At 39.2% G+C, this 18,467-nt stretch carries 14 protein-coding genes and 1 pseudogene; 5 read left to right on the plus strand and 10 right to left on the minus strand.

All coding sequences use genetic code 11. The features are described 5' to 3' along the window. Window positions 1-269: 269 nt before the first annotated feature. The 5 genes from LC586_RS03215 to LC586_RS03235 all read right to left on the minus strand — a co-directional run bounded on the left by LC586_RS03215 (window position 270) and on the right by LC586_RS03235 (window position 6,722). Window positions 270-1,196, minus strand: a complete 927-nt coding sequence (locus tag LC586_RS03215; protein ID WP_229482966.1) for a hypothetical protein — start codon at window positions 1,194-1,196, stop codon at window positions 270-272. Window positions 1,197-1,472: 276 nt separating this feature from the next. Next, window positions 1,473-4,220 carry a putative type IV secretion/conjugal transfer ATPase gene (locus LC586_RS03220; RefSeq protein ID WP_229482968.1) on the minus strand — a complete coding sequence of 916 codons (2,748 nt, stop codon included), beginning with the start codon at window positions 4,218-4,220 and terminating at the stop codon, window positions 1,473-1,475. Next, window positions 4,174-4,545 carry a hypothetical protein gene (locus LC586_RS03225; RefSeq protein ID WP_229482970.1) on the minus strand — a complete coding sequence of 124 codons (372 nt, stop codon included), beginning with the start codon at window positions 4,543-4,545 and terminating at the stop codon, window positions 4,174-4,176. The genes LC586_RS03220 and LC586_RS03225 overlap by 47 nt, the downstream gene beginning before the upstream one ends. 25 nt (window positions 4,546-4,570) lie before the next feature. Then, window positions 4,571-5,188, minus strand: coding sequence for a hypothetical protein (locus LC586_RS03230; protein ID WP_229482972.1), 618 nt, complete (start codon window positions 5,186-5,188; stop codon window positions 4,571-4,573). A gap of 328 nt (window positions 5,189-5,516) precedes the next feature. After that, on the minus strand, window positions 5,517-6,722 hold the full coding sequence (locus LC586_RS03235) for an RNA-guided endonuclease InsQ/TnpB family protein (protein ID WP_229482974.1): 1,206 nt from the start codon (window positions 6,720-6,722) through the stop codon (window positions 5,517-5,519). Between the two features lie 715 nt (window positions 6,723-7,437). On the opposite strand from LC586_RS03235, the gene LC586_RS03240 reads away from it, so the two are divergent. Further along, entirely contained in the window at window positions 7,438-7,866 is a 429-nt protein-coding gene (locus LC586_RS03240) for a hypothetical protein (RefSeq protein ID WP_229482975.1), read from the plus strand. 202 nt (window positions 7,867-8,068) lie between these two features. Then, window positions 8,069-8,302 carry a DUF3134 domain-containing protein gene (locus LC586_RS03245; RefSeq protein ID WP_114082879.1) on the plus strand — a complete coding sequence of 78 codons (234 nt, stop codon included), beginning with the start codon at window positions 8,069-8,071 and terminating at the stop codon, window positions 8,300-8,302. A gap of 377 nt (window positions 8,303-8,679) precedes the next feature. Here the strand turns inward: LC586_RS03245 and mltA are convergent, their stop codons facing one another. Continuing rightward, a complete protein-coding gene (gene mltA / locus LC586_RS03250; protein WP_229482977.1) occupies window positions 8,680-9,951 on the minus strand; it encodes a murein transglycosylase A in 1,272 nt (423 codons plus the stop codon). Window positions 9,952-10,095: 144 nt separating this feature from the next. Further along, entirely contained in the window at window positions 10,096-11,442 is a 1,347-nt protein-coding gene (locus LC586_RS03255) for a proton extrusion protein PcxA (protein ID WP_229482979.1), read from the minus strand. 87 nt (window positions 11,443-11,529) lie between these two features. Here LC586_RS03255 and LC586_RS03260 point away from each other — a divergent pair, with 87 nt between their 5' ends. Next, a complete protein-coding gene (locus tag LC586_RS03260) occupies window positions 11,530-13,704 on the plus strand; it encodes a PD-(D/E)XK nuclease family protein (protein ID WP_229482981.1) in 2,175 nt (724 codons plus the stop codon). Window positions 13,705-14,153: 449 nt separating this feature from the next. Here LC586_RS03260 and LC586_RS03265 read toward each other — a convergent pair whose 3' ends face one another. Next, a complete protein-coding gene (locus LC586_RS03265; protein WP_229482983.1) occupies window positions 14,154-15,062 on the minus strand; it encodes a beta-1,6-N-acetylglucosaminyltransferase in 909 nt (302 codons plus the stop codon). A 14-nt stretch (window positions 15,063-15,076) separates the two neighbouring features. Here LC586_RS03265 and LC586_RS03270 point away from each other — a divergent pair. Then, window positions 15,077-15,226: pseudogene (locus LC586_RS03270) on the plus strand (IS4 family transposase); the annotation flags it as partial. Window positions 15,227-15,822: 596 nt separating this feature from the next. Then, complete coding sequence (locus LC586_RS03275; protein WP_229482984.1) at window positions 15,823-16,647, plus strand: hypothetical protein; 825 nt, start codon at window positions 15,823-15,825, stop codon at window positions 16,645-16,647. 71 nt (window positions 16,648-16,718) lie between these two features. On the opposite strand, the gene LC586_RS03280 is transcribed toward LC586_RS03275, so the two are convergent. Both LC586_RS03280 and LC586_RS03285 read right to left on the minus strand, forming a co-directional pair. Then, the gene (locus tag LC586_RS03280) at window positions 16,719-17,231 is read right to left on the minus strand and encodes a YidH family protein (protein ID WP_229482986.1); all 513 of its coding nucleotides are present in this window, start codon (window positions 17,229-17,231) and stop codon (window positions 16,719-16,721) included. A gap of 233 nt (window positions 17,232-17,464) precedes the next feature. Further along, window positions 17,465-18,466, minus strand: a complete 1,002-nt coding sequence (locus tag LC586_RS03285; RefSeq protein WP_229482988.1) for a hypothetical protein — start codon at window positions 18,464-18,466, stop codon at window positions 17,465-17,467. Between the last annotated feature and the right edge of the window lies 1 nt (window position 18,467).

An 18,467-nucleotide genomic window follows, 5' to 3' on the forward strand; every position in this document is an offset into this window, starting at 1 on the left:
GCTATTAGCTTTGGAATTTATTCCTAAGCGGGATAGCAACGAAGCTAGTGATTGAAAAGATGTGGGTAACGACAAGCCTTAAAAGGCTTGCTCTCAGAGTTTATTTACCCCCCTTTTTAAGGGGGTTATAGGGGATAAATAAATGCCTAAAATCATAGCCAAGCACTTTTCAAACAAGCTCTTAAGGATTTTAAAAAATATATGGAAAATTAGAGTTTTTTTATCCTAAAATCCTACTCCCCAACTTTTTCTCTGTCGGTGTTGCTGAATTAGGGGATGACTTCGCACAATAATTTATCACGAATTTCCAATGGTTTTAACCGCAAATTCATCCCGCATTTATCCAACGCCTCTCTGCCAAACAAATCTAGTTGAGAAGTAGCTCGTAAAAGTCGCGCCGCTTCTGTAGATGTATCTACTCTCCGAGCGCGATTTGCCTCTTCTGCCTGCTGAGAAATGTTTGCTAAATTTAAATTAGAATATTGTAAAGACTGATTTGTTTGTATTGTCTGAGCAAATGTTTCAGCTACAATTTTTGATTGTTCCTGTTGAATATTAATAGCTTGTAATTGAGTCTTCCCTAGTGCATCTGCTAAATATGATATAGCCCTAATAGTACTAGATCCAACTTGTTGAGGAATATTTCCTGTTGTTAAATTTTCAAGGTTATCAGCTAAACCTTTAATTCCTCTACCAAATCCACTGTTCCCTACCTGCGCGTCGTTGGCAAAACCGGCAATAGCTTCTAGTGTGTTTTCAGTATTTTCTAACTTTTCTTGTGTCCGCTTTTGTCCTTCTTTACCAAGAATAGCTTCCGATGCTCCACGAGTAATAAAACGATTGAGTTCATTACTAGCTATATTTCCCCGTACTGCTGCATTATTTTCAAAGCGGCTTCCTCTAGACTGTGAACGATAAGATTCGTTGATAATGTAATTACGAACTATTTGTCCCGCAGCGACGGGGTTAGGTATCTTCAATTCTGTATCTCCCTTGGAACTATCAAGAGCATTTCGACTCTCTGCTTCTACAGGGTTTAAGTTTTCGCTCAGATTATTTTGAAAGTATTTTCCCATATCTATAGAATATGATTTAAAATCAGTCCAAACCTGCCCTAATCCCGTCTGTGTTTGTGCCATTGCTGGTAGGATTGCCAGGGATAGCAACGCAAGAGTAAAAATGGTAGTTTTTCGCATACATTTGTGCCTGAAAAAGGTAGACGATATTAAGTAGAAAGTCAGAAATTTCGAGGATATTTTAAAAGTATTTTTAGTAAGTTCAAAGCCTCCCAAACCTAACCCCCCTAGCCCCCTTCCCTAAGAGGGAATGGGGGTTTCAAAGCCTCTCTCCCTGTGGGGGAGAGGTTTGGAGAGGGGTTTCTGCTATAATGTGCGATTTTTCAAGCATTTTCTGAGCTTTTTAACTATAATTTATAACTTTTTGAATCACTGTTAACTGCTAACACAACCCGATTAACTACTACGCAGATTAGCCACTAACTGACGTGCAAATGCAGAAATTGCTTCATATTTATCGCTATGAAGTTGCATCATTTTACTACGTGCAGTTTGTTCAGCAGGGTTATTAGCAACTGCTGCCAATTGTTCGTAACCTGGATAATAACGACAGAATGTATAAATACCGTTATCATCTAACAGCCATTGGCTATAAACGCCTTCTTTGCGGGGAAAGAAGCTTTCTGAGGCATTACGAGCAATAATGTTGCGAGGATATTTTAAGATATCTGCAAAACTATCCACTGCAACGGGCTGAATGCGTCCAATCAATCGTGTTGTCAAGTTTTGCAAAATCTTAGATGCAGCTTTAGATTTGGCAATTGTATCAGGATCTTGTCCTGATAAGATGACTCTGATACCGGCTTTAGCGCCGTTTGCACAAACTCTGCCAACTAAGTCAGAAATTTGCTCGAATTCAAATAGAATTGGTGCTTCGTCAATGAAGAATATAGAAGCTGGACTACCTAATGCGCGTCGTAATGCTGCTGAATAGGCACTCAGAGATAGTACGGCTGCATCTTCACTATCTGATAGGTTTCTCAGAGCAAAAACTAATAGTTGTGCATCGGTAGGAAAGCTAGATGGTGCAGAAATGGCTTGTCCCACGCGACTAGAAAGCCAAAACCGCAAGCGCAGTTGAATTTGACTCAGCGCGTCTTCTACTCTGCCAGTTAAAGTACTTAGCTGCAAGTGTTCTGATGAACAGAAATACAGAAAATCTTTTAAGGTAGGGGTTTTCTGCCAAGCAAGAGTGCCAAATCCTCCCGCCATCGCCTGTCGATATCGCTCTTTTATGCCCTCATCAGCAAAGAAGGCTTCTAATGCTAAGTTGAGCAGCGATCGCACGGTTTGCGATAAAATTTGACTTTCAGTGGATGATCCTAAAACCATTGTCATCAACGCTGATTCTAGGAAGGCGGTATAATCGTTAAAGCGATCGCGCTGTTGTTCTGGATCTAGCGATCGTAAGTCTGGCTGTTCAAATAAGTTATTCGATTGTTTGGAGATATCAAAGTACGCTCCATTGACCCCCATAAACTCTGTGTAATCAGTGAAAGTAGATGTACCATCAGGTTTAGGGAAATCTAATGCCACAACAGGAATACCATGCGCCAAAGCCTGAGTTAAAATCCCTGATACCAACACCGATTTACCAGCACGAGTTGTAGCAAACAGAGCTAAATTTTTGTGCTGATTAAACAAATCTAAATGTACCGGTGTTCCGCCTTCTTCAGCAATCAACTCAAAGCCTTGTCTATCACCCCGTTTAGTTAAAACTAAAGGCATTAATCCGGGAACTTCACTGGTTAAATATAGCTGGCGACGGTTGAAAGGTGTCGCTAACAAACCTTCCCAAACTATTGGTAGAGTTTGCAGCCAAATTTTCCAGGCGTACTCAGTTTCCCTAATTAATTTTGCTGGACGTTGAAAACAGTTTTCAATATATCTTGTTGCCTCATCTAATTTATCGACAGTTTGACGATGTACCAAAATAACGATGCTCGTATAAATCGGGACTGCACCTTCAAATAATTGTTCTTGTGCTGCTACCGATTTCTTCAACTTTAATTGGGCGTTGACATCAATAGTTTTACTTTTTTCTTGAGCCATGATTGTCGTCATGTTTGACTGTTTCAAGACTCGTTGCAAAGTAGTTTTCACCACTGCTGGATTTGCCGCAGTCAACTCACAAAAAATTTCTGTATCTATTACTGTTTCTCTGGCTAACAGTTCCCATAGATATCGCAGTTGAGCAGATTTATTTACCCAACCTCCGGGTTTTTCCAGAAATGACAGGACGCCAATATAACGATTGTTAACATTCACCCAACGGCGATCGGCACAAGGTACACTAGACTCCATCAGCAAAGTTGTGCCGTGGATATTCTCTAGAAGCAATTTAGTACTAGCTAAATCTGAATTAACTTGCTCGTGCAGTCCTTGTTCATCTAAAGTCATCAACTGGGGAATCGGTATTGGCTGCGTATCATTAAACCTTTTCCAGATGCCCTCCCAGAGTTCATCAGCTTTTAAAGGCTTAACATCCAATCCCATTTGGTTAGATAAAATTTGCTCCCAGCGTAGAAAACCTTGCTTGTAAGCATTTGTTATCAGCGTTTCAATACGCTGGTTTTCTACTTCTGAAAGATCCCCTTTGAATTTTAACCACCATGATTCAGCTCTAACTAAAAGCTTCTCTATCCAATCATCTGCATTTCTGGAGTTGGATTCAATAGTGTAAGTGACATAAATCCGCAAAAATTTAGGCTTACGAACACCAGAAATAGTCAATTCTTTGACTCTGGCTCTTTCTGCCATCAACAAATATTTTATATCTCGTGATGGGGCATTTCTGATTAGCGATACTAATTCTTTTTGGCGCTCTTTGTCTGAACTAAAAGATCCCAAATGCAGTGTCATTCTTTCACCGCTAGGAATGTCTTTCAATCCGGCTTCAATGTTATTAAAGAGTGTATCGATTTGTTCTGGTCTTAAAGTGGTATGAATTCCCTTACAGTCAAAACCAAAAACAAAGCAAAACCGATCTCTTTGAGTGCCTTTTGTCAAAAGGTAAGCGCCAATATCACGTCCATTCATTGCGACACGCAGCATTGTCGCCAAGTGCAAGGCATCTTCAAATGGTGTTAATCTACCTTCATTTCCGGCTACGCCGACGCTTTGTTTTCCGATTTTTTGCTTCATGGTTAACTTCCAATAAGCTTTGATAACGAGCAAAGCCTCTTGTCCAAGCGGGAACGCCAATAAATTTACTTAAAAAACTCCAACTCCTACCACCAGTTAAAATCCACCAAGTTCCTATTCCCCAACCTGTCATTAGTATTGTCCACAACCACTTTTGAAACTCTTCTTGGAAAATGCCACCAAAAACTCCATTGACAATAAAGTAGGAGGCTAAGGCAATTACTGTCCAAGGAAGAATTTGATCGGCAGGGATTGGCCCTAATGAGGGTTGGCTTCCTAGAATCTGATTCACTGGACGAAAATCTTGTTCCCGCTCTTGAGACATTTGAAATATGAAATATCTAAATTATTTACTGCCCTTGTGGCCCAATTACAAAGCGTGTGAGTACATCAGCAATGGTAACAGCAACAACCACTAATAGGGGAGTTCTGGCAATACTTTGCCAATCCTCATCCTTACGCACTGCGTTAATCACACCAACTAGAGAAATTGCAATATAGAGTAAGTAAATTGCCCGCAACACATTAAATATCAAACTTATTGCTGCCTCACTACCACCACCAGCTGCTTGTGCTCCACCTAAGTTTCTTTTGAAAAACCTTTCAGCTTCTCCAAAAAACTGTGCTTGTGCAGGGGCTGCAAACCAGTCTAACCAATACAAACTCAGAATGACGGCTGCTGCTAAAATTTGTAATAATATTAGCGATCGCCTTGGTAAATTCACCTGCTGGCCAATTTGCTGTATGATAACTGCAATTAAACTACCAACTAGTAAACAAAAAAGCAGGATAGGACTTTTTAGGCTGATAACGCTTACAAGTACAGCACAAGCAATCAAAAAGGGTACAGACTCAACCAGAATAATCAAGCTGGATTCCAATCCCAGTTTTAACTTATGAGATCCTTTGACAGCGCTACCAGTTAAAGCTTTGAAAAAGTTTCTCTTATGAGAACTTTGTCTAGACATTGCTAATTTTCCTATGGTGTACTTGAGTGTTTATTGTCTAAAAATTTACCATACTTAAATCAATTTAACATGATTTAACATTTATTTTTAATCAAATTTCTGAACTTGCAGTCAAGTATCACATTATATACAACTATTATTTAATTAAATAAATATTAATATTTATTTAAAAGCAAGTATGTACCGTTGCAGAAGCTAGGTTTTGAGCCTCAAGCCAGAAATCCCACAGTCCTCCTCAAGTTTTGCCCTCTCAGCGATTAGCCTCACTTAGAGGTTGGGGAATGCGTTGACATCCTCACCGTGGCTTTAGCCACGGTGATTCCAAAGATTACTCTTTAGGTTTCCTCTTTCCACGACCCGACTTACTTGGAGGAGTTTCCCCACCCACGCAGAGGTCGATGTCTCCAGAGGCGATTAACGTTCCCGTATGCCCTACGGTACGGAGTCCAATCTCAAGTATGTTCCGTGCCGCGTTCCAGTCCCGGTCAAGAGTTAGCCCACAGTCAGGACAAACATGAGTTCTAGTGCTAAGAGATTTTTTCACAACCTCACCACAGTTAGAGCAATTCTGCGAAGTGTAGTGAGGTGGAACTGCAACAGTTACCACGCCAAACACCTTGCCAAAATACTCAACCCATTCACGAAACAGCGACCAAGAAACGTCACTAATCGATTTAGCCAAGCGATGATTCTTGGCCATGTTTCGCACCTTCAAATCTTCATACGCCACAAGGTCGTTAGACCTCACCACGCACCTTGCTGTCTTAACAGCAAAGTCTTTACGTTGGCGACTTACTTTGAGGTGTTTGCGCGCAAGTTTATTTCTAAACTTAATTCTGTTTTGAGAACCCTTTTTAGTCTTAGACAAACGGCGTTGCAGTCGTTTCAAAGACTTCTCGGATTTACGCAGGTGGCGCGGGTTAGCAACTGTTTCCCCGTCACTATCTGTATAGAAGTGATTCAATCCCACGTCAATACCAATGGTTTTACCCGTTGGTTTCCGCTTTTCTATTCGCTCTTGGTCAATGCAAAACTGGACATAGTACCCATCGGCACGACGCACAACCCGCACTCTCTTGAACTGTTTCAACTGATAGAAATGCAAATCGCGGGTTCCCCAAAGCTTAAAGGTTCCCGATTTAAATCCATCAGTGAAAGTGATGTATCTCCTATCTTCCGACAAAGCCCACCCACTGGTTTTATATTCAACAGAACCATGTGTTTGCTCTTTGTTAAAGCGTGGATATCCTTTCTTTCCTGGATTAGATTTCTTGCAGTTGTCATAGAACCGAGCGATTGCCGACCACGCTCTTTCTGCGCTGGCTTGACGGGCCATAGAATTAAGATTCTTGGCAAACTCAAACTGCTGCGCTAGCACAGCGCAATACGCAGAAAGCTCGTATCTGCCTACATTTTTATTGTCCATCCAGTATCTCAGGCAACTATTACGAACAAACCGATCAGTCCGAATAGCCTCGTCCAGCTTTCGATATTGCTTGCTTTGTCCCTCAAGTTTTGCCTCAAATACCAGCATTTTACGTCATACTCACTGACGTAATTATCTCACAAAGTCGCCCTTCTAGGGCGAGGCTTTAGACCCAGTTTTTCGGTAAAAATTGCAGATAATGTTTGGGAGTTTGTATTTAACCTTCAGAAGGCTGTGTAAGTAAGACCTAGCAAGGTTAGCAGTATTATTCATACAGGATTTGCACCTAGATAGTTATATCTAAATACTGACATATCTTAAGTTTTATGGACACCACTACATAATGCAATAATACTAAATATTTATTCTCAATATTTAACTGATTTTGGTAAAAATTAAAACTAGTTAAGCAGGGTATTTAGTTGTCTAAAAGTCGGGATTCAATACAAATTTACTGTTGTTCATGCCCTAATATACTTAATATCTATGGATCAGAATAGTTGAGAAAAGTTTAACCGTCAACTATGTTATAATTAGATGGTTGAGAAATATTTTCGGTCATGTAACTGACTATATAGACGCTTCTCCGAATCTAAATCTCTACACCCTTTGATTCTGGAGGTGTTTTATGTCAGTTTATATTGCCAATCTATCCTTTAGAGATGAGAGTCTTCAGCATTGCAAAAATTGAAATTTTTAGTTAGCGGAACTATATTGGAATATTTCGTGTAAAACAGATACATCCCATTGTCCAAGAATGTGCTAGTACGGACAAGTTGAGGGTGTCACAAGCCCAGATAATATACGGTTAGTACTTGAACTTATGCCAACGGATATAATTACCCGTCCTGACTCACTCACAGAAGATTGCTTTTTTACTTATGCCCTTGGGACTGATTTGCACGATACCAATTCGACTGCCCAATATTTACGCAGAATCAGGAAAGAAGATAAACCCTATATCGACATAGCTGTTTCTCCCAGGCCTGGCTATCGATTTGAGGTCTGCCTTATCCCTGTTGAAGGGTTCGCTAAAGAAACAATATTGACAAAAGATGGGTTCGCTAAAGCTTTAGCGATTATTTGTGCTGTATCTAACAAAGCTAGAAAGCGATTCCCCTCAGGAAATGGACAAGAGATTGTCCGGTGTCAATTTAGCAACTTAGCTGATGCAGTCGCTGTAGCGAACAGATTGTCTGCATTACCCTCTAATATGTATGAAACTCTCGCCAAGCTACCAAATGCCTTGTGAGATGGCGTCCGCTTGAAGATTTATTATTAGAACTGACGCGAAGACATTTTAATGGTAAGTAACTAGACGGACAAGAGAATAAAAAACTCAATGGTTCATATTTCATCTGTTGAGAAAAGACTTGTAATACAAGGCTTTTAACTCTAGTGGACAATTTTGCTGTTTTTGCACACTGACCGATAATTCAAAGTGAGTTTTTTTTATGCCTATAAGCCCTTTGCGTGAAGAACCTCGTAACCAGCGAGCGCCTGTAATTCGTACAAGTAATGAGTTTATTCTCTTGGAATGGTTAAAGTCAACTGGTCGTCTAATAGAGCGGGAACATCAAGAATCTGAGTATCTAAATGAAGTAGAAGAAATTTCAGAAATGATAGACCTTGACGATATCCCTTATGATCATGACGATGATGATGGTGATATGGATATAGAAGCGTAGTACCGCTACGCAAAAGTCAAAAGTCAAAAGTCCTGTATTTTAGGGCTTTGAACGATTGAGAATGGTATCTTCATTTCTACCACGCTGTACTAATAGGGTAATTTGTAATTAGTAATTACCCTAAGCGTTTCATATCATGTCCGCTTGATTGCTTATTAAACCCCAAGAACCCCACCCCGCCAAAGCTATGCTTTGTCTCCCCTCCCCGCAAGCGAGGAGAGGGGTTGAGGGTGGGGTGTAATGACTGTGGTTAGCATAACTATTTATGCGGACATAATATCATTGATTTGGAATGTGTACTTTGTTTACGCCGAAAGGTTAAGATTCCCGACTTCTTTAAAAAGTCGGGAATCTTTAGTATTAAAATGCGAGTGTGTTTAATTGTTGGATTGAAGTAATAGATAAAATAATTGTCCATTGCTGACTGTGACACCAGCGCGATCGCCTGCTAATTTCCCAGTACCTAAAAAATAATCTACCCTACCTGCACCTTTAATTGCACCTCCGGTATCTTGGTCAAGAACATAGCGACTAACGATGCGCTCCTCCATTTTTCCGGTAGGATTAGCAAAGGGAATAGAAGCGCGAATCAACGCTAAAGCACCAGGAGGCATGAGGGATTTATCTGTAGCGATAGAACGCTCTGCTGTTAATGGTACGTTGATAGAACCTTGGGCTGGCTCACCGTGGTTTTCTTGAAAAAAAACAAAACTGCGATCGCGCGGAATATAAATATTTAATTCTTGGGGATGCTTTTGGAAATAGTCGAGAATAATGGGCATAGTCATCCCTTCTAGCGGTAATTTGCCATCATTCGCTAATTCTCGCCCAATGCTTTTGTAGTTATAAGCAATATTACCTGCATAGCCGATTGTTGTCTGACTACCATCGGGAAGCTGAAGTCGCGCTGAACCTTGAATTTGAGCTAAATATGGTTCAAGGCGATCCCGAAACCAAAACAACTCTAATCCTCGTAATTTTCCTTTTGCGCCTTGTAAACCATCTGCTCCTTCTAATTCTTCGCGGGTAGGATGAGGTTTAGTCCAGGAGTTTAAATCAGGAGGTAATCGATAAACAGGATAACGATATTCTGCTGTGGGGACGCGACTGGCTGCGTAAAGCGGTTCATAATAGGCGGTGAATAAAACGGAACCTTTGGTGTCTTTACCGACTGACTGGTAAAGAACAAATTCCCGCAGGGTAGCTTGATGTAATTCTCTTGCAGAATTAGTTGTTAGTAGGAGTTCGCGGAATCTTTTCAAGCTTTTGATGATGCGATCGCGCGTAATCCCAGCCACTTGATAGTTTTGATAAGCAGCCGCAGCATTAGCCGTTTGCAGGTATTGGAGACTGCGAGCGATCGCACTGATCAGCGCCTTTTTGTCTGGTATTTCTCCATAAAGAAGTTCATCCAAACAAGAGGTATCACCTTGACAACAAGTGATTGGTAACCTCTGAATTAATGGTGCTTTTTGGTTTTCAGCAGTCAAGGAAACTGGTATATCCCACTTTTTCACACGACATTCAGGCAGGCTAAGTTCCTGATACGCTAAAAATTGCATACGCACCAGGAAAATTGACAAAATTACAGGTAAGCTGATGGCGATAACTTTGTTAAACTTCCCTAACTCAGCAAGTGTCTTTTTCATCAAAATTCAAATTTTTAATATTATCTCACTTTCCTCAAATTCAAAAATCAAACCGCAACGCGAGAGTCATTAGTCATTAGTCATTAGTCATTCATTCTCTGTGCAATGCCCCATGCCCAATGCCCAATGCCCAATCCCCACTTCTTATTCATTCATATTCCGGTAAGTTGCAACTGCTGAAGGCGATATCCGGTTCAAATATCGGAATATCCAATATTTAAATATAGTATCTAAAATTACTGGAAATGTAGCAATAAATAAGAAGATAAAATCTCGATTTGCTGGCAATCCCCAATGACGCGATACACCTTCTAGGAGTACTTCCCAGCCATGAGGAGAGTGGAAACCTACAAATATATCGGTAAACAAAATAATGATAAATGCCTTGGCACTATCACTAAGTCCATAGACAATACGATCAAAGAAATCTTTAATCACAGCAATAGAAGACTTGCTGACGAGTAAAAGCCAGATAAAAGCAACCACCGAGAAAATATCTGCAAAAACATTTTTGATAGCATTAGAGCTTTCGTGACGAAATTCCTCAGCAAGCTTAACCGCCCTCTTTTTCATTTCAATTTCTATCTGATTGGGCAACAGTGGCGGGGCATTTCTAATAAAATTTTCAAATTTGAGTTTTTCTTCAAATCTTTGTAATTCTACAAGGGCTTCCTCTTCCATTTCGGAATTAAGGAATATCTGCATTTGCTCAGTGTCTCTAAACTCCTCAACAAGTGGCCCTACTACAAAAGCTTTTGCTATCTGATGCGTCAGAAGTGGTACGATAACTAATAGTAAAATAAATCTAATAGATATTATTGTTCTTCTTTGAGCTTGACGAAAATTCTGAATTACCTCTTGTTCAGAATTCGGGTCTAATTCAACTTGCAGACGAGTGATAGTACTTAAAATAGAGCGAGGTAAAACGCCCATTGTATCAGCTTTAAGCTTTGGTTTTGGTCTGTGATCCGAGCTTTGAATTGGTATTTTGGGTGGTAAACTTGGAGCGTTAACACCCAGCAGATTGTTGTCAGATATTACAGGGTCAACTGGGATATTTGGAGGTTTGACTACTAAAGCTTTAGAAGTTATCTGATCAGAAATTATTGTGTATTTGGATATAACTTGATCGATGAAGTTAAGCTTTTCCAAAACCAAAGAAGGACTGGGATGCTCTATACCTGCTTTTTGAGCAGCTTTTTGATTCTCTTCATCTAGAAACCAACGGCTTGCTCTAAACTCTGTAAGCCGCATCTTAGCAGTTTTTAATAGCTTTTTTAAGTCTGACTCAAAATAATCCATCACGCTCTTACTGTACATGGCTGAGTCAATGTCTATTTTATTACCATTGAAATGCTTATTTTCTATTTCCTTAATTTTTAATGCTGCATCGTAAGCTTGATCTAAAGAACGTTCAGGAGTTTGTAAATACCATCGGTAAGTATCAAGTAAGAAAGAATATATTTTTTGGCTAAAAACAGAGTTTTTCATTGGAGATAATCATCCAGCATTATTTGGTGATTCTTAACCTTAAGTTAACGCACGAGATATACTAGCAAATCTATAAGGAGAAAGTTTGTGGTTTCCCATTCGGTTTGGATTGTTGGCACTAGCCGCAGTGGTAAGACAGCTCGTTTGGTAGAGCAATTTTGTAGTTGGGTACAACCTGAGAAGGAGTATGCTGAATTATTTTATACTAAAAATTTATTACGTAAAAAGGGCGTTCATATACCCGAATTTTTATATCTTAAACAAACAGAGCCAGGAGTTTTAGTCTTAGCTGCCAATGATGATAATCGGCGAGAATTAGGAGATATAATTGTTACATCTACCTTAGGAAAATATGCAGTGCGTGCCAAGACACCGCTAGGTTTTTTCCAGGATGAAGTTATTTTATTTTGGCCATTGCTAATTAACTCGTTGAGCCTGAAGGCACAGTTTCCGGTAAGATTGCGCCCAGAAACGGAGCAAGAGTTAGCAACCAAACTCTGGCGTCCCCAATTAGACGAAGAAATTTTACGTGTTGCGGGAGTGAATGAATCTCGCTTGGTGCGTCGCATTCTAGACCTATTGCAATTAGCAGCTTACAGTGGTGTGCCTTGCGAAGATATTGCCCAGATTTTGACAAGGGGTCTGGGGGAAAATAGTACAACTTTAGAGCCGGAATTTCTAGCCTCTTTGCTCCTAGATTGGCGTAACTGGTGTTTAGAGAGAGGGTTACTAACTTATGGCATTATTACTGAACTTTATAGTCAGCATTTATTAAGCGATCGCAATTACCAGCAGCACCTAATTAAACGCTATCAGGCTGTACTGGCGGATGATGTAGATGACTATCCTAGCGTAGCGCGTCTTTTGTTTGAGTTGCTATTAGATCAAGGTGCAGTCGGGGCGTTTAGTTACAATCCCGATGGTGCAGTGCGATTGGGATTGGGAGCAGACCCCAACTACCTAGAAGGGTTAGCAGAGCGTTGTCGGGTAGAAATCTTGACCGGGCCGCCTCCAGAGTCTCTGGGAGAGCAACTCACTCAACAGATGGTGGAATTGGTCACAGAACCAATGGCACTGTCAAGCTTACCAAAAACGGTGCATTCAATTCAAACCACCTCCCGCGCCCAACTATTGCGGCAAACAGCAGAGGAAATTGCTAATGCCATCCAATCACAGCAAGTGAAACCAGAAGAAGTGGCGATTATTGCACCAGGTTTAGATGCGATCGCTCGTTATACCCTAGTAGAAATCCTCGTTAAGCAAAACATCCAGGTAGAATCGTTGAATGACCAACGTCCCTTAGTTAGTTCACCCGTCATTCGCGCATTACTCACCATGCTGGCACTAGTTTATCCCGGCTTGGGACGCGTCGTAGACCGGGATGCCGTGGCAGAAATGTTGGTTGTCTTAAGCAGAAAGCAACAACCATCAGAAAACTCCTCACTCCTAACTCCTAACTCCTCACTCACCACTGATATTGATCCGGTACGCGCTGGTTTGATTGCAGATTACTGCTTTGTACCGCATCCCGATCGCCCCAACTTGCTACCAGTGTCAGCCTTCGAGCGCTGGGATAGAATCGGCTATGCAGCGACTACAGCATATAATGAGATATTGCAGTGGTTAGAACAGCAGCGATCGCAACAAGAACTGCGTTTAATTCCCAGTCCCATTTCCCTCTTAGACAGAGCAATTGTGCGCTTTTTGTGGAATGGTAGTAATCTCCCCTATGAACAACTAGCAGCATTACGAGAATTATTAGAAACCGCCCAACACTACTGGGAAATCGACACCAGGTTACGACAAATTGCCCCAGCTCAGACAACGCCTCACACAACTCTTATCGAATTCATTCAACTACTGCGACGTGGGACTATTACCGCCAACCCTTACCCTGTGCGCCCCATTGGTGGAGCGAGAAAGGCTGTCACCTTAGCAACTATATTTCAATATCGATCTAGTAGGCGATCGCACCGTTGGCATTTTTGGCTAGATGCTGGTTCACCTCTATGGGCCAAAGGTGGTGCAGCGACTTTGTTTGGTGCGCCGTTTTTCCTGCAAGACAGGTTAGGCGAACCTTGGACAGCAGAAGATGAAAAATTGGCACAAGAACGAAGACTGCAAAGAATTTTGACAGATTTACTTTCTCGTGTATCCCAGAGAGTTTATTTGTGTCACAGCGATTTAGCCGTAAATGGACAAGAACAACTAGGGCCGCTGTTACCTTTAGTGAATGCCTGTGTAACGCATTCCGTTATATAAAACTTATCCAAAGTTCTCTAAATTCGCATAATTCATACGCTAATTTAGCAGTTTCGTCTCAATTATTATAAGTAATATCACTATTATTTGAGGTCGTCCAATTCTTGAATAATAATGATAATAAAAAATGAGGAGAGAGGGCGAGCGACTCTCGCTCTCTCTCCTCCTCCAAAGTAGCGATTATCATTTTTATTATCAATTTTTTGAGTATTTCAAATGATTGACAAAAGGCACTTTATCTTAACCTCTCACGGATGCTGGTGGACTATCAGTTCGCCGAAGAATGTCGGCTGGATCAACGTCAACGTTGAGCAATCATCTGAGTGTTCTTGAAATTACGTTTGGTTCGCGGATATTTGACGCGAACCACTCTTTTTTGTCCAAAGTTCAATAGTCGGGAACATTTATTATTCCTTCTCTACGACCAAAATTCAAAATTTATTTGTAAGTTAAGATTGACTCAATATCATTTTATCAATCATATCTAATATATCCGGGTCTATAGTCATATCAAACTTCCTGGCAAATAATTTTTCTGATTCTATAATTTTATCAAAATCATTTTTTTCTAAAATTTTGGGATGAAGGGCATTAACGTTAGACCACTCTAGATATGTCAAGCGAGTGTTAATAATTTTATCCTTAAAAGGGGAATTTACAATTAGGATCTGGTAAAACAATTCATCTGGACAATAAGTGTAATTAAAACGATTAACAAATTTAGGGTTTTGCTTAACAAAATCATTTATCCATTTTATGGATTCTCCTGTTAAGCACCAAAATGCTGAACCTCCATAAAGAGCAAAGCCTTCAGGAAATTTATGTCTTTTCGGTAAAAGCAAAATCAACAATGAATATAAAAATGAGTTAATGCGAGATTTAAACTCACGCTTTTCTGGGATACAAAAATCCTTATCTTTCCAACGAATATGCCAAGATCCTAATCTTGTTAAACCCCCTTCGTACCATTTATTACAAGGTAGTGGAAAATACTCTAAAAATTCTCTACCTTTATTTTCTTGGAGAAACTTCTTAATCTGTTCATTTGACTTGATCAAATAGTCTTGACCCGATAAGTATATAACATAATCGAAGTAAGTACCTGTTTCAACTATTGATTTTATTCCTTTAAGACTAGCTCTAACAATATCAAAACTTCCCCATGCTAAATGGTATCTCTTTATGAAAGAGACATTTGGAAAATCCTTGAGTTGAGTTAGTACGTGATGATAAATTTTATAATCCGCTTTTTTATCTATATGTATAAAAAATGACACATCATCTGTGTTTAGTTTATAAATAAGACGTACTAATTGTTCTGGATATTTATGTGCCAAAATTACATAGGCTATTTTCATAAAAACTGCCTTAAATGTTACTGATGTGGGGTAAAGGTCTACATTCTTACACAATGGTACGAGCGACTCTGGGACGACAATGTGATTACTTAGGAAGAGTACCAAAAAACGTTAAATTCCCAGTAGACAAGGTATTGGACGATGGCTCTTATCTGTCGTGGATTGCTCAGTAGCGGTAAATATTTTGAATTATGAATTATAGCGCATAGCGTGACATGATCTGCCATACTTTAAATCAATACTTCGGACAGAATTAAGCAGCAATAGCATCGTAGGACAGTAGTTATGGGTAGTTGGGATGATTTCTGATCGCTTCAGGTTCCAAATCTAACTTAGTAATAAACATCAAACTCAAAGCCTTGGCTAAACTGTCGTCGGTAGGTCTTCTGCGAGATTTGACTATAGCGACATCGATTTGTGAAGTTCACTTTCTCCAACATAATACTAATCGTGGTAAACAAAGTTACTAGAAACTTCTGCTGAGATTTGCTAAATTACCCCTTTGGGCGAGTATCGTTTCTACCGTATTCATAGCTGATCTGGCAGTATGCTTTTTTTGAACTATTTGCAGCCTACAACAATAAGTGGCTTTTTTATCCTTTGGGGCGAAAACTGTCCGGAGTATTGTTAAAATAAGCGAAAAGGCTGACGGAAGCGTCACAATTGTTTTGCAGATTTGTAGTAAAATCGAATTTAGGAAAAGATTATGTTGATGGTGTATGCTCTAACTATAGTATGAAAGTATAAACAAATGCAGAATATGCAAAATATCAGAAATGATTTGTGGCAAAAAACATCATTTTCTACATGCTCATATATTAAGTCTTTACGCGATCATCGTGCATTCATTGTTTGTCGTGCTATACAAAGCTGGGCTAAAGTACTAGAGCTTCCTTTTGCTGAAAAAATATTTTTAGATGATAGTAGCCCTGATTTAAATGGGATGAAGCTACTTCAATCATCCAATCAAATCAATCATTTTGATTGTGTAAGATATAATACTATGAGCCATCCCCCTCATAGTAATTTTGGAATTCTTATTAGTCTGAATCTTTGTAAATCTGATTATATTTTACATCTGGATGACGATATTCAAATAGTTGGAACACATCAAGACTGTATTGATATTTTGGAACATGGTCTTACTATTCTTAATGAAGATAAAAATATTCTGGGAATAAATTTAATGCATGTAGATAGAAGTGCTGGGGGACAGTGGGGTCCAAGTAAAGATTATTTTGCAAGTGATATTTTTTCTCATCCTATTCAATATTTTGGAAATTCAGCATGTTTAATTAGAAGGGAACTTTTAGAAGTCGTGAGTTTAAAAACAATTTTTAATTGGGGCAAAGAACAGCCTACTAATTGGGAAGAGTTAGTCTCGACTTCAGATGATACTTCTTCGTTTCTTGTAGCTAAGGTTGGAACTCCTTTTACAGTTGATAATGATGCATGGTTATTCAAAAGTACATTTCGTGTGTCTACCTTGGAAACATATAAATATTTCTTACTTAAGAAATTAGGTTTAGGCACGCTAGCATCCCAATTTTCCAAGAAGATAAAAGAAAGGGAATATAATTCGTGATTGGATCTTACAAAACTAGATTTACTATAATTAGCGAATAGTGAGCATACTATTAACCATTATTTAATGAGCTATTTCAAAAACAAAAATATTTGTTTGTATAGAGTAGTAATTGTCCCCTTTCTAACATTGGCGTTTGGGGTTGATCTTTGCAAATTTCGGGACTGTGGTTGAATTGGAACAGGAGAATGAGAAGGGACTTTATCACGCCTTAAGAGCAAAGGAATACTGAAAAGTCCCAAAATAATTACTACTCCGGTCATTATCCAAACCATTAACCTATTTGGTTTATAATCAGCTCGTTCAATTTGCCAGAAAACTTGGTTGTATCGCCACGCTGCTAACGCAACAGTAAAAATTCCAAAAATTACCAAAGCCAAACCCAAATTTTCCGAATTGGATAATGGGTTTACCGGAGGTTCTTGTTGAGTAATAGCAATATTCAACTGGCGCAGAAATATACCAAATCGCGCAATAGCAAAACCAAAGCTAATCAATGCAATAGAAGTGCGTAGCCAAGCAAGAAAAGTACGTTCGTTCGCTTGATGCTCCCTTTGACGATCAATTTTTGGTATTTTATCCATGAGTATCTTCTGACGCCAATTTACCCTTAAAAAGTATTCATAACATTGATGAATAACATGGACTAGTACCGTAAAGCGGAAGTCAAAAGTTAACACTGAGCGACTTGCCTTGAGCGCAGTCGAAAGGAGTCGAAGTGTCAAAAGTCACGCATAATTGTATTCCGAGCTTCTTGCGCCATTTGAAATAATACGTCTCAGAAAAAATTGATTAAAACAAAGTAAAACTCTGTTTTTTACCACAGCTTTCCCTGTTTTTCCTTGTACAAATACTCTTTTAACTTACTTTTATGGAACTGCTGATATTCATTTAGATTATATTGATGGATGCGAATTCCAAGACTTGATCGCTTTCCTTCAAGAACTTGTGCTATTTGATTATTCACATCTGGGTGGTAGTGACTACCATCATAAGTATTATATGTGACTGTGGTGATCTCTGAAGGATATGAAAAATCGTATGTTACATCGTAACTCTTGGAAGCTTCATAAATTGCCTCTAATTCGCAGTCTAGCAAACCACGAGCATAGCTTTCATTGAAAACCTTCCAAACTGAGATTGGTGGCACATATCCAATAATTTTGGCATTTGGGAATATATGTCGTATTTGTTTGTAATAGGCAATACGAGAAAAGTTACATCTCTCTTGAGTTTTTTTATTTACAAATTCAGGTTTGTACTTGGGGGCATTCTCAAAAACTTTACCCTGGAAGTTTTGATCGTAAAATCTAATCTCTGTATTTAGCCTAAAAATTGTTTTTAAGGACAACTGTAAAGTATCTAGAGAGAAGAGATAAGACTGATAGACGGGTTTTGGTTCTGCTACCTCAACTTTATTTTTAAATGCCGTCTTTTTATCAAAAGTGAAATTGTAAGCGTCTATTCCCACATATATTTTTTGAGGATTAACTCCTTTACCTTTAACATATTCGGCATATTTGGCAAATTCCTCAGCTGTTCCAGCACTGAAAGAATAATTGAAACAAACATTATTCTTAAGTGCTTTACTACCTAACAGAGTGACACGAGAGCTACCAAAAATCAGGCAATCATACTTTTGTTTATCACTATGCAAAAATAGATTAGTTTTGGTCAATCTTTCATTATAAGGAACATTTACTTGATTTAACTTGTTCCCTTGAGTGTACCAGAGTGGGTCAACAGCTACATTTACAACTCCAATAAATGAGACAAGCGTACTTACCATTGTCAAGTAGGTTTTCAAATAAGCAAACATC

Origin of the sequence: Nostoc favosum CHAB5714 (assembly GCF_020829495.1) — a bacterium.
GTDB classification, from domain to species: Bacteria; Cyanobacteriota; Cyanobacteriia; order Cyanobacteriales; family Nostocaceae; genus Nostoc; species Nostoc favosum.

What these genes read in the sequence shown, in the direction of transcription:
- LC586_RS03280 (WP_229482986.1), bottom strand. Translation starts at nt 17,231, where the DNA reads ATGGATAAAATACCAAAAATTGATCGTCAAAGGGAGCATCAAGCGAAC.
- LC586_RS03255 (WP_229482979.1), bottom strand. Translation starts at nt 11,442, where the DNA reads ATGAAAAACTCTGTTTTTAGCCAAAAAATATATTCTTTCTTACTTGAT.
- LC586_RS03265 (WP_229482983.1), bottom strand. Translation starts at nt 15,062, where the DNA reads ATGAAAATAGCCTATGTAATTTTGGCACATAAATATCCAGAACAATTA.
- LC586_RS03215 (WP_229482966.1), bottom strand. Translation starts at nt 1,196, where the DNA reads ATGCGAAAAACTACCATTTTTACTCTTGCGTTGCTATCCCTGGCAATC.
- LC586_RS03220 (WP_229482968.1), bottom strand. Translation starts at nt 4,220, where the DNA reads ATGAAGCAAAAAATCGGAAAACAAAGCGTCGGCGTAGCCGGAAATGAA.
- LC586_RS03225 (WP_229482970.1), bottom strand. Translation starts at nt 4,545, where the DNA reads ATGTCTCAAGAGCGGGAACAAGATTTTCGTCCAGTGAATCAGATTCTA.
- LC586_RS03230 (WP_229482972.1), bottom strand. Translation starts at nt 5,188, where the DNA reads ATGTCTAGACAAAGTTCTCATAAGAGAAACTTTTTCAAAGCTTTAACT.
- LC586_RS03245 (WP_114082879.1), top strand. Translation starts at nt 8,069, where the DNA reads ATGCCTATAAGCCCTTTGCGTGAAGAACCTCGTAACCAGCGAGCGCCT.
- LC586_RS03235 (WP_229482974.1), bottom strand. Translation starts at nt 6,722, where the DNA reads ATGCTGGTATTTGAGGCAAAACTTGAGGGACAAAGCAAGCAATATCGA.
- LC586_RS03275 (WP_229482984.1), top strand. Translation starts at nt 15,823, where the DNA reads ATGCAAAATATCAGAAATGATTTGTGGCAAAAAACATCATTTTCTACA.
- mltA (WP_229482977.1), bottom strand. Translation starts at nt 9,951, where the DNA reads ATGAAAAAGACACTTGCTGAGTTAGGGAAGTTTAACAAAGTTATCGCC.
- LC586_RS03240 (WP_229482975.1), top strand. Translation starts at nt 7,438, where the DNA reads ATGCCAACGGATATAATTACCCGTCCTGACTCACTCACAGAAGATTGC.
- LC586_RS03285 (WP_229482988.1), bottom strand. Translation starts at nt 18,466, where the DNA reads ATGTTTGCTTATTTGAAAACCTACTTGACAATGGTAAGTACGCTTGTC.